Origin of the sequence: Citreicoccus inhibens, assembly GCF_019039035.1 — a bacterium.
In the GTDB taxonomy this organism is placed as follows: Bacteria; Myxococcota; Myxococcia; order Myxococcales; family Myxococcaceae; genus Citreicoccus; species Citreicoccus inhibens.
On the sequence record NZ_JAHNZT010000055.1, the window covers coordinates 20,415 to 31,177 of the forward strand.

9 protein-coding genes are annotated in these 10,763 nt (G+C 71.2%); 4 read left to right on the forward strand and 5 right to left on the reverse strand.

Annotation, left to right across the window (positions count from 1 at the left end; all coding sequences use genetic code 11):
• The first annotated feature begins 7 nt into the window (after positions 1-7).
• From KRR26_RS34240 to KRR26_RS34250, 3 genes are all read left to right on the forward strand, one after another.
• Positions 8-400, forward strand: a complete 393-nt coding sequence (locus KRR26_RS34240; protein ID WP_120202648.1) for a TraR/DksA family transcriptional regulator — start codon at positions 8-10, stop codon at positions 398-400.
• A gap of 55 nt (positions 401-455) precedes the next feature.
• On the forward strand, positions 456-2,183 hold the full coding sequence (locus tag KRR26_RS34245; protein ID WP_217081892.1) for a phospho-sugar mutase: 1,728 nt from the start codon (positions 456-458) through the stop codon (positions 2,181-2,183).
• Between the two features lie 67 nt (positions 2,184-2,250).
• The gene (locus KRR26_RS34250; RefSeq protein WP_199723673.1) at positions 2,251-2,910 is read left to right on the forward strand and encodes a hypothetical protein; all 660 of its coding nucleotides are present in this window, start codon (positions 2,251-2,253) and stop codon (positions 2,908-2,910) included.
• Positions 2,911-2,955: 45 nt separating this feature from the next.
• On the opposite strand, the gene KRR26_RS34255 is transcribed toward KRR26_RS34250, so the two are convergent.
• The 5 genes from KRR26_RS34255 to KRR26_RS34275 all read right to left on the reverse strand — a co-directional run bounded on the left by KRR26_RS34255 (position 2,956) and on the right by KRR26_RS34275 (position 9,226).
• Positions 2,956-4,113: a sensor histidine kinase gene (locus tag KRR26_RS34255; protein WP_233576658.1), complete on the reverse strand. Its 1,158-nt coding sequence runs from the start codon at positions 4,111-4,113 to the stop codon at positions 2,956-2,958.
• 360 nt (positions 4,114-4,473) lie between these two features.
• Entirely contained in the window at positions 4,474-5,403 is a 930-nt protein-coding gene (locus KRR26_RS34260) for an ABC transporter permease (RefSeq protein ID WP_120202640.1), read from the reverse strand.
• Positions 5,396-6,526, reverse strand: a complete 1,131-nt coding sequence (locus tag KRR26_RS34265) for an ABC transporter permease (protein WP_120202638.1) — start codon at positions 6,524-6,526, stop codon at positions 5,396-5,398. Before KRR26_RS34265 ends, KRR26_RS34260 begins: the two co-directional genes overlap by 8 nt.
• Positions 6,519-7,976 (reverse strand): ABC transporter ATP-binding protein, encoded by a 1,458-nt coding sequence (locus tag KRR26_RS34270; protein WP_217081893.1) that lies wholly within the window; start codon positions 7,974-7,976, stop codon positions 6,519-6,521. Before KRR26_RS34270 ends, KRR26_RS34265 begins: the two co-directional genes overlap by 8 nt.
• A gap of 53 nt (positions 7,977-8,029) precedes the next feature.
• Positions 8,030-9,226 carry a BMP family lipoprotein gene (locus KRR26_RS34275; protein WP_120203317.1) on the reverse strand — a complete coding sequence of 399 codons (1,197 nt, stop codon included), beginning with the start codon at positions 9,224-9,226 and terminating at the stop codon, positions 8,030-8,032.
• 80 nt (positions 9,227-9,306) lie between these two features.
• Here KRR26_RS34275 and KRR26_RS34280 point away from each other — a divergent pair, with 80 nt between their 5' ends.
• Positions 9,307-10,611, forward strand: a complete 1,305-nt coding sequence (locus KRR26_RS34280; RefSeq protein WP_120202634.1) for a thymidine phosphorylase — start codon at positions 9,307-9,309, stop codon at positions 10,609-10,611.
• Positions 10,612-10,763: the final 152 nt, after the last annotated feature.

The following is a 10,763-nucleotide window of genomic DNA, read 5'->3' on the forward strand; positions in this document are numbered from 1 at the left end:
CGCCACCGTGACGCCGAAACAGCGCGAGGCCTACCTGCAGCAGCTCCTGGCGCTCCACGCGGAGCTGTCGGGCAAGGCTCCGCAGCGCATCGAGCCCAATCGCACGGACGACGCGCGCGTGGGCGGCGATGAGGACGAGCAGCCGCTCAACGAGATGATGCAGGCCATTGCCTCCAGCCGGAACCGCAACACGGATGGCGTGCTGGCCCGCGTGGTGAAGGCCCTGGGCAAGCTGCGCGAGGACCCGGACTCCTTTGGCGAGTGCGAGGAGTGCGGAGACGACATCCCCACCGGCCGCCTCCAGGCGATGCCCTACGCGGAGTTCTGCGTGGCGTGCCAGGGCGGGAAGGATGGCCCCAAGGCTCGGGCCACCCGGCGCAAGCTCACCGACTACACCTGAACCGCGGCGGGACCGAGCCCGACGCACCCCACCCGGCCACACGAGGCGACAACACATGGACACCACCGGACTGAGAGAGCGGGCGGAGGCGTGGCGTCAGTCGGATCCGGATCCCGAGACCGCCGCGGAGCTGGCGCAGGTGCTCGCGGGCGGGGACCTGGCCGACCTGGCGGACCGTTTCGCGGGCGACCTGGAGTTCGGCACCGCGGGTCTGCGCGGCGTGCTCGGCGCGGGGCCCAATCGGATGAACCGCGCCGTGGTGCGCCGGACGACCGCGGGGCTGGCGCGCTATCTCAAGGCCCATGTTCCCGATGTGACGACGCGGGGCGTGGTGGTGGGCCGCGACGCTCGGCGCCTCAGCCAGGAGCTGGCCGAGGACACCGCCGCCGTCCTCGCCGCCGAGGGCATCCCCGCGCTCTTCTTCCCCGAGCCGGTGCCGACTCCTGTCACCGCCTTCGCCGTGCTGCACCTGGGCGCCGCCGCCGCGGTGATGGTGACGGCCAGCCACAACCCGCCTGAGTACAACGGCTACAAGGTCTACTGGGGCAACGGCGCGCAGATCATCCCCCCGCACGACAAGGGCATCGCCGCCACCATCGCGCGCGTGGAGCCCGCCAATCAGGTGCCGCTGCGCCCCGCGGCCGAGGCTCGGGCGAAGGGCCTGTGGCGCGACCTGCCGGCCGCGGTGGGCGAGGCGTACTTGAGCGCCATCCAGGGCCTGCGCCTGCATGGGCGCGGCTCCGCGTCGCTGTCCATCGTGTACACCGCGATGCACGGCGTGGGCGGCGTGTGGGCCGAGCGGGCCCTGCGGGACGCGGGCTTCGCGCGAGTCACCCCGGTGGCGGAGCAGCACGCGCCCGACGGACGCTTCCCCACGGTGCGCTTCCCCAACCCCGAGGAGCCGGGCGCGATGGACCTGTCGCTCGCCACCGCGGAGCGCGTGAAGGCGGACCTGGTGCTCGCCAATGATCCGGACGCGGACCGGCTCGCGGTGATGGCGCGCGAGAAGAACGGCGCGCTGCGCATGCTCACCGGCAACGAGGTGGGCGTGCTGCTCGGGCACTATGTCCTCACGCAGGGAACGAAGCGCGCGCGCCCGCACGTGGTGACGACCATTGTGTCGTCCACGCAGCTGGGCGAGATGGCGCGCGCGTTGGACGCCGCCTATGACGAGGTGCTCACCGGCTTCAAGTGGATCGCCAACCGCGCCCTGGAGCGCGAGCGCGCCGAGGGCACGCAGTTCGTCTTCGGGTACGAAGAGGCGCTTGGCTACACCGTGGGTACGGTGACTCGTGACAAGGACGGCGTGGGCGCGGCGCTGGTGTTCGCGGACCTGGCGGCGTGGTGCGAGTCGCGTGGCGCCACGGTGCTCGGCTACCTGGAGGAGATTCAGCGGCGCTTCGGGCTGCACGTGGGCGCGCAGCGCAACGTGACGTTGCCGGGCGCCTCGGGAGCGCAGGCCATCCGCGGCATCATGGATGGCTTCCGGGCTTCTCCGCCCGCGCGCATCGGTGGCGAGGCCGTGCGCGCCGTGCGCGACTACCAGCGCGGCGACGGCGGGCTGCCTCCGTCCAACGTGCTGGCGTACGAACTGGAAGGCGGCGCGCGCGTCACCCTGCGGCCCTCCGGCACCGAGCCGAAGATCAAGTACTACTTCGAGCGCAAGGAAGCGCTGTCACCCAGCGAGTCCCTCGCCACGGCCCGCGAGCGCGCCGAGGCCAGGCTGTCTGCGTTCATTGACGCTTTTCTGGTGCTCGCGCGTGAGCGAGGCCAGCCGGCCTGAGTCCTGAATCCCAACCCTCTCCCACTGGCCGTGGCCCCCCGCTCGGCCCCTCGCAGAAAGGCACTGTGTGAAGCGTCTCGTCCCAGGTTTTCTCCTCGCCTGCCTGCTGTCCCTCCCCGGCACGGCGCTCGCCCAGCGCGGCCAGGGTTGGTCCATCCTCGGCGCTGATTCGCTGGGGACGGGCAACACCGTCTTCTCGGGTCAGGTGGGCTGGCCCGGCCTCACGCTGGGCTTGCTGCATGGCGGCTCGTCCAACGTGGACGTCGGCGGCAAGTTCACCTTCAACTGGGGCCGCGAGGGTGCGGTCGACTTCGTGGACCCCGGCGTCAAGCTGCAGCTCTGGCTGCGCGTCATGCTGGCGAAGACCAACAAGGTCTCCCTGGCCCTCACCTTCCAGCCCGGGCCCATCATCTACTTCGAGGACTTCTACCGTCGCTATGGCGGCGGCGCGGACTTCGGCATGGCGCTCCCCGTCAGCCTGACGGCGGGCTTCCCGGTGGGCAGCGCGCTGATGCTGAACGCGGGCATCGACATCCCGTTCCACGTCTACTTCGGCGAGGACATTGGCGCGGTGGTGCCCATCCTCTTCGGCGGCGGCGTGGAGTACTTCCTCAACAGCCAGATGAACGTGAACTTCAGCCTGAAGATGGGCCCGTCCGTCTACACGCGGCTCGACAACAGCTACTTCACCATGGAAGCGCTGGCGGGCATCGCCTACCGCTTCTGAGCCTCCCAGGCGCGCGCGGGCCCGAGGGAGGGCGGCCCGCGCGGCCTACCAGGAGGCCGTCTGCTCAGGCAGCTCCACCGTGAAGGTGCTGCCCACGTTGACGAGGCTCCTCGCCATGAGCTTGCCACCCATGGACTCCACGAGGGTGCGCGCCACGGTGAGGCCCAGCCCCACGTTCCGGTCGGGCGCCTTCGTCGTGTAGTACGGCGCGAAGACCGCCTGCAGCTCGTCCTCGAAGATGCCGATGCCGTTGTCCTTCACGAAGAAGCGCGGCCCGAAGTCTCCGAACATGTCGGGCAGCTCCACGCCCACGTGCACGACGCGCGGCCGGTCCGTGACGTCCTCGAGCGCGTCCACGGCGTTGCTCACCAGCTCCACCAACACCTGCTCCAACTGGCGCCGGTTGAACACGCCCCCGATGGGGTCCTCCGGCAGCACCATCCGCACGTCCGCCGGGCCCAGGCGTCCCTCCGCGCGCATGCGCTTGAGGACCTCGGGCACCAGGGCGCGCAGGTCGAAGCGCTGGATGTCCGCCGGGCCCGTCGGGCCGAGCGACAGCAGGTGCTGCCCGTGCAGCCGCATCTGCTCGCCCGCGTGCCCCAGCCGGTGCAACTCCTCGGGGTCCGGAGCCAGGCCCTGGGCCGCTCGCGAGCGCACGTGCTCCAGCGCCCGCTGGAGTCCCTCGCCCAACTGGCCGAGCTGCTGCGCCACGTCCGCCGCCAACGTCCCCACGCGAGCCAGCCGCTCCATGCGGACCCAGCGCTGGCGAGGGTCCTGGAGCGCCTCGCGCGGCCCGCTGTCCTCGCGGTGCGACTTCAGCTCGAGCAGCGTGTGGACTCGCACCTTCAGCTCCTGTGCATCCAGCGGCTCGGTGATGAGCAAGTCATCCACGCCGGCCTCCAGCACCTCGCGGCGCGTCTGGCGATCCGCGGACGGCGTGAGCATGAGGATGGGCAGCGAGGGCCGCCGCAACTCCTCGCGCAGCCGCCGGAAGGCCTCGAGCCCCACCGTGCCGGCGCGCTCCACATCCAGCAGCACCAGGTCCGCGGCCTGCTGTGACGCCGCCTCCAGGGCCGCCGTGGTTCCCCGCGCGGGCAGGACGTCATAGCCCGCTGGCGCCAGGATGGACCGGACTCGCTCCGCGCCTCCCGACTCCACGTCCACCGCCAGGACTCGCGGTCGGTTCGCCGCGGTCGTTCCCATCGTCTCCCGCATCACGCCACCCCGCCGTCGTGACCGGGCCCGATGCACCCGGGTGTCGTCCTGTGTTTCGCGAACCGCGTGCCGGGCAGGCTCAGACTCCCCCCGGCGTCCAGGCCGACTCCGGCACGCGGTCCGTCATGGCCAGGGGCACATGCCAGCCGCATGCCGTGGGTCCGCCCACGCTGACACGCGCGTCTTGATTGATGCGTTCCCGACAAGCCCAGTCGTGGCGCGGGCTTGAACTCCCCGCATCGCGATCAGACGCGTCAGGCCGAGCCCCACTCGCGAACGCGAGTGAGTCAATGGAGACCAAGAATCAGAGCTGACCCGGGTTTTAGTAGACCCGGTGCCGCACCCGACTCAACGGGACTCCTGCTCGAAGGGGACACCGAGGGCGGCGGGGGCACTGCTGCGCTGTCCCTGCAGGCCCAGCAGGACCAATGTCATCAGATAGGGGAGGGCGAGCAAGACGCCCTGCGGTACGAGGTCCATCAAGTGGGGTGCGCTGGAGGCCAGCCCGATTCGCAGCGCGTTTCCGAACGCGAAGAAGAGCGCGGCGAGGAAGGCGCCCACGGGCGTCCAACGACCGAAGACCATGGCGGCCAGGGCCATGAAGCCAAGCCCCGCGGGGGTGTGCTGCTCGAAGCGGTCCAATACCGCGGTGGAGAGCACGGCGCCCCCGAGTCCCGCGAGCAGCCCGCCGCCCACCACCGCGCCCCAGCGCAGCGCGGGCACGGACAGGCCGAGCGTGGCCACCGCGTGTGGCTTGTCGCCCACGGCGCGCAGCCGGAGCCCCAGCGGGGTGCGCGTCAGCAGCCCCTGGAAGACGAAGGGCACCAGGAGCGCCAGGTACGTGGGCGCCGCGTGCCCCGACAGCGCGCCCAGCACCGGCACCGAGGCGAGGCCCGGGATGTCCCAGCGCGACAGCTGGGTGATGGGCGGCGTGCCGTTGGGCCCGAAGAGGGACTCCAGGAGGAACGTGCCGCCCGCGAGCGCCACCAGGTTGAGCGCCATGCCGGACACCACCTGGTCCGAGCGCCAGCGGATGCACAGCCAGCCGTGAATGGCCGCCATGCCGGCGCCCGCGCCCATGCCCACCACCACCGCGAGGGGCGTGGGCATGGCCAGGGCCGCCACGGCCGCGCAGAAGGCGCCCGCGCGCATCATTCCCTCGACGCCCACGTCCACCACGCCCGCGCGCTCGGACAGCACCGCGCCCAGGGCCGCGAACACCAGGGCCGGTGCCGCGTCCAGGGTGGAGAACAGCAGCGAGTGGAGCACCTCAAGCACGGGGAACCTCCACCACCGGCGCGGCGGGCGCGACCGAGGGGCGCGTCCGACGGCGCAGGACGGCGAGCCAGATGAGCCGGCCCGCGACGAACAGCAGCGCCAGCCCTTGAATCAATTCCGGGAAGCTCTTGTGCACGCCCAACAACTGCATGCGCGTGCCACCCGCGCGCAGCACGCCGAAGACGAGCGCCGCCACGGTGAGACCCAGCGGGTTGTTGTTTCCGATGAGCGCGATGGCGATGCCGTCGAAGCCGTAGGGCGCGCCGAGCGTGCCGGGGTAACGCCCCTCCGTGCCGAGCACCAGCACCGCGCCCGCCAGCCCGGCCATGGCTCCGGCCAGCACCATGGCTTGTCCCGTGCGCCACGCCACGGGGACGCCCGCCGTGCGCGCCGCCTCTGGCCCCAGGCCCACCGCGCGCGTCTCGAAGCCCACGCGCAGGCGCTTGAGCCACAGGTCCACGCCCACCGCCGCGGCGAGCGCCAGGGGGAAGCCCAGGTTGAGGCGAGACAGGTCGCCCAGCAGGCGCGGCAGCTGCGCGCTGGAGAGGATCTCCGCGGTGCCGGTGATGGAGGACTGCTGCCCCTGGGCCACGGCCTTGAGCGGTCCAATGACGAGCCAGTTGTCCACCAGGCTCACCGCCACCCAGTTGAGCATGATGGTGGAGATGACCTCGTGCACGCCGCGTCGGATGCGCAGCGCGGCGGCGATGCCTGACCACGTTCCGCCGGCGAGCGCGGCGGCTGCTAGCGCGGCCGGGATGTGAAGCACCGCGGGCACGTTCAATTGCGCGCCCACCACCGCCGCGGCGAGCGCACCGAGAATCATCTGCCCCTGCGCGCCGATGTTGAACAGGCCGACCTTGAAGGCCACCGCCACGGACAAGCCCGTGAGCGTCAGCAGCGCCGCCTTCATCGCGGCCTCGCCCAACGGACGCGTGAGGGCGCTCACGGGGCCGCCGTCGAGGAACGCGGGCCAGTTGCCCACGCCGCCCCAGAACATCTGGAGATAGGCGCGGGTGGCGGTGTCCACGTCGCGCGTCATCGCGATGGCGATCCAACACAGCACCAACGCCAGCAGCACCGACAGCACCGAGGGGAGAGCCTGTCGCGCACGCTCACCCATGGGCCGCCTCCGCTCCTGTCATGCGGCGACCCAGCTCGCGCTCGTCGAACGCGTCGCGCGTGAAGGTGCCCGTCACCCGGCCCTCGAAGAACACATAGACGCGGTCGGACAGCGCCAGCACTTCCTCCAGGTCCAGTGACACCATCAACACTCCCGCGCCTCGGGCCCGCGCCTCGCGCAGCCGGGCGTGCACCTGCGCCACCGCGCCGATGTCCAACCCTCGCGTGGGCTGGACCACCACGAGCAGCTTCGGGTTGGCGTCCAGTTCGCGCGCCACCACGACCTTCTGCTGGTTGCCGCCAGACAGTGCGCGCAGGGGCAGCTCGGGATCCGGCGGACGCACGTCGTAGTCCCGCAGCAGCGCGTTCGCTCGCTCGCGGCGCCCGGCGAAGTCCACCCACGGGCCCTTGGCGAAGGGCGGCTGGGCGTGCCGGCCCAGGGCCACGTTCTCCTCCACCGTCATGTCCTTCACCACCGCGCGGCGCAGGCGGTCCTCGGGCACGTGGCCTACGCCCCGGCGTCGCGCCTCGGCGGGCGTCAGGCGTCCCAGGCCACCGCCGAGCAGCGTGCCCTCGCCACTCTCGAGCGCGCGCAGTCCGGTGAGGACCTCGGCCAGCTCGCGCTGACCGTTGCCGTCCACGCCCGCGATGCCGACGATTTCTCCCGCGTGCACGGTCAGGCTCACCCCGCGCAGGGCCGGGCGGCCGTTGTCGCCCACGGCCTTCAAGTCCTTCGCGTCGAGCACCACGGCCCCGGGCGCGTGCGCCTGCGTCGACACCTGCGCCGCGGCGGGGTGGCTGTCGCCCACCATGAGGGAGGACAGCGCGGCGGCGGTGGTGTCTTGCGCGCGCACTTCCGTCACGAGGCGGCCTCGGCGCATCACCGCCACGCGGCTGGAGACGCCGAGCACTTCATCGAGCTTGTGGCTGATGAGCACCACGGTGCGCCCCTGGGCGACGAGTCCGCGCATGACGCGCGCCAACTCGTCGGCTTCCTGGGGCGTGAGCACGGCGGTGGGCTCATCGAGGATGAGCACCTGGGCGCCTCGGTGCAGCGCCTTGACGATCTCCACCTTCTGCTGCGAGCCCACCGTGAGGGTGTCCACCCGAGCGCGCGGCTCCAACTGGAACCCGAAGCGCTGGCAGGTGGCGGCCACTTCCTCGCAGGCGCGCTCGACGTCGAACACGCCGCGGCGGGTGGGCTCGCGGCCGAGCACCACGTTCTCCGCCACGCTCAACGTGGGCACGAGCATGAAGTGCTGGTGCACCATGCCGATGCCGCGCGCGATGGCGTCACGCGGACTTTTGAGTCGCACGGGCTGGCCGTCGAGGACCACTTCGCCCGCGTCCGGTTGGTACAGCCCGTACAGCACGTTCATCAGGCTGGACTTGCCCGCGCCGTTCTCGCCCACCACCGCGAGCAGCTCCCCCTCGCGGATGTCGAGCGACACGTCATCCAGCGCGCTGACCGCTCCGAAACTCTTGGAGATATGCCGGAGGGAAATCAGGGCGTGGCAGCCTGGAAGGAGGCGAGTTCCGCCTGCGTGCCCGGCACCGAGAGCTGGCCCGCCACGATGCGCTGGCGCAGCGCCTCCACCTTCTGGAGCGCCTCGGCCTTGCCCGGGAAGTCCACGCGCACGTCGGCCATGCCCACGCCGCTCTCCTTCAGCCCCAGCACCTGCTCACCCGCGACGAGCTTGCCGTCCAGCAGGTCTCGCGACGCCTGGTACACCGCGAGGTCGGTGTGCTTCACCATGGACGTCAGGATGGCCTCCGGCGCCAGGTGCGACTGGTCCGAGTCCACGCCGATGGCGTACACGCTCTTTCCGGCCGCTCTCGCCTCCTTCACCGCCTGGATGACGCCCAGCCCATCCGCGCCCGCCGCGTGGAAGACGACGTCCGCGCCCTTGGCGATGAGGTCCTGCGCCACCTGCTTGCCGGCCGCCACGCTGTTGAAGCTGCCCGTGTAGACGCCCATCAGGGTCGCCGCGGCCTTCGGGTTCGTCGTCATGACGCCCGCGCGGTAGCCCGTCTCGAAGCGCTTGATGAGCGGCACCTCGATGCCTCCCACGAAGCCCACCTTGCCCGTCTTCGTCACCAGCCCCGCGAGCGCGCCCACGAGGAAGCTGCCCTCCTGCTCCTTGAACAGGATGGTGCGCACGTTGGGGAGCTGCCGCGCCTTGCCCTGGGCATCCAGCACCTGGCTGTCGATGAGCAGGAAGAGGGACTTCGGGTTCTCCGTGGCCACGTCGCGCACGGCGTTGGCCAGCATGTAGCCGTTGCCGATGGTGAGCTGCGCGCCCTGCTCGACGAGGAGCTGGAGGTTGGGGGCGTAGTCCTCCTGGGCCTTGCTCTGGAGGACCAGCGGCTTGACCGCCAGCGGCTTGAGGCTCGGGGCGATGGAGGCCAGGTCCGAGGAGATGGACTCGCGCAGCTCCTGGGCCGAGGCGTCCACGTAGCGACCGCCCTCGTAGCGCTTGCCGGATGCCCACAGCTCCAGGCCCCGGAGGGCCGCGTCGTTGAAGGAGTGGTCGCCGCGCCCGCCCACGTCGATGACGAGCCCCACGGCGTTGGGGGCCTTCTCGGCCGCCTGGGCGGTGGCGGCCGGGGTCGGGGCGGGGCCCGAAGACGGCTCTTCCTTCTTCTTGGAGCACGCGCACGCGAGCGCGGCCAGGGCGAGGACCAGGAATCGGCGTTGCATCATTTCCGGGTATCTACCAGATGCTCAGGCGCCTTTCCCGGAGTGCATGGGGGGCACTGTTCCTGGTATGGCCTGACCTTGTGCAACCCTACGAGCTCATCAAGGCCAAGCGCGACGGCCAGAAGCTGGACCCGTCGGACATCCGGGCATTCATCGAGGCATACACCGCGGGCACGGTAGCGGACTACCAGATGTCCGCCATGTGCATGGCCATCTTCTTCAAGGGGCTGGACGCGCGGGAGCTGGGCGCGTGGGCCCGGGCGATGCTGGAGTCCGGCGAGGTGCTGGACCTCTCGGACACGCCCGCGGTGAAGGTGGACAAGCACTCCACGGGAGGCGTGGGGGACAAGGTCTCCCTGAGCCTGGCGCCGCTGGCGGCGGCCTGTGGCGTGCCAGTGCCCATGATTTCCGGCCGAGGCCTGGGCCACACGGGCGGGACGCTGGACAAGCTGGAGTCCATCCCTGGCTTCCGGGTGGACCTGCCCACCAGCGAGTACCGCCGGTTGGTGCGCGAGGTCGGCTGCTGCCTCATCGGCCAGACGGCGCAGGTGGCGCCCGCCGACAAGAAGCTCTACGCCCTGCGCGACGTGACGGCGACGGTGGACTGCATCCCGCTGATTGCGTCGTCCATCATGAGCAAGAAGCTGGCGGAGGGAATCGACGCCCTCGTGCTGGACGTGAAGGTGGGCAGCGGCGCGTTCATGAAGACCGTGGATGACGCCCGCACGCTGGCGCGCACCATGATTGGCCTGGGCGCCGAGATGAACCGCAAGGTCGTGGCGCTGCTGACGGACATGGACCAGCCGCTGGGCCGGCAGATTGGCAACGCGCTGGAGGTCCGCGAGGCGGTGGACATGCTCCGCGGCGAGGCGCCCGAGGACTACACCGAAATCACCTACGCGCTCACGGCCGAGATGCTCGTGCTGGGCAAGAAGGCTGCCTCGGTGGCCGAGGCCCGCGAGAAGCTGCGCAAGTCGGTGGCGGACGGCAGCGCGGTGCGCAAGCTCAAGGAGATTGTCCAGTCGCAGGGCGGTGACCCCCGCGCCATCGACGACTACTCGCGGTTGCCCACGGCGCGCTCCACCGTGGACGTGGTGGCGCCGGCGGACGGCTTCGTGACGAGCATCCACACCGAGGGCGTGGGATTGGCCGCGGTGGCGCTCGGCGCGGGCCGCCAGCGCGTGGACAGCCGCATCGACCCGGCGGTGGGCTTCACCCTGCTGAAGAAGGTGGGGGACGCGGTGACGCGCGGCGAGCCGATGGTGCGCGTGCACTACAACGACGCGGCCCCCGTGGAGGATGTGAAGGCGCGCCTGCTGGCCGCGTACCGCGTGGGCCCCGATGCGCCCGCGCCGCGTCCGCTGGTCCTGGCGCGGGTGGAGTAGCCAGCGCCGAGCCGGAGCCCGCGGGCTAGGGGCTGTCCCTGGTCTCGCGTTCGGAAAACAACTCGAGGTTGGCCGAACGTTCAGTTCGGTCAACTCCCAATCGCGCGCGGTTGCTGGTAGGGGCCCTGGGTGCTCAGCACAGGCCTATGCGC